The organism is Brevundimonas denitrificans (assembly GCF_030160755.1).
Classification (GTDB): domain Bacteria; phylum Pseudomonadota; class Alphaproteobacteria; order Caulobacterales; family Caulobacteraceae; genus Brevundimonas; species Brevundimonas denitrificans.
Map to the genome: position 1 here is coordinate 1 of NZ_BSOY01000202.1, position 633 is coordinate 633.

1 protein-coding gene is annotated in these 633 nt (G+C 64.0%); it reads right to left on the minus strand.

Annotated features, from left to right (window positions below; translation table 11 throughout):
- Positions 1 to 617 (minus strand): tetratricopeptide repeat protein (locus QQJ79_RS15755; RefSeq protein ID WP_284223875.1); only part of this gene is annotated, 617 nt, incomplete at its 3' end.
- Between the last annotated feature and the right edge of the window lie 16 nt (positions 618 to 633).

The window sequence follows — 633 nt, forward strand, 5'->3', positions numbered from 1 at the left end:
GACGGATCAATCTCGGCCACCCGGTTCAGGTATTTCCTCGCCTCGCCCCATTTCTGGGCCGCAAGGGCGGCTCGCGCCTCCTCCATCAGGGTTTCGCGGTTATCCGGGGTATTCGGGGCCAGCATGGTCCGCACATAGTCCAGCCACGCGGCCTCATCCTCAAAGGCCTTTGCCTCGCGAATGGCGGCAATCAGGTCGGGATGCGGGTTGGTTTTCCAGGCTTCCGCAATCAACTTGTCCCGTTTCCGGCTGGGCACGGACAGACGAATGGCCAGCACCGATGCCGGAACAAAGGCCGGGTCCAGTTGATGGGCGCTCAAGGCCAGATCAAAGGCGGCGGCCTTCTCGTCCCGTTTCAGGGCCTGCCTTGCCCGCTCCAGCGCAATCACGGACCGGGTCCGCTTCACACTGGCCGATTTGGCCGCCTTGCCCCGGGCCATCCGGGCCAACACAGTCTCGGCCTCGTCCCAGTGACGCAGCTTGAGATGCAGATCAAACAGTTCCTTGACCACCCACGGTGTTCCCGGCTTCAGTTCATCGGCGCGATTGGCAAGGTCGATGGCCGCCTCAAGGTTCCCTTCGGTCCGGGCCCGGGCGATCAGGCCCCGCAGCCCCATGAATTCCGTATCCGGC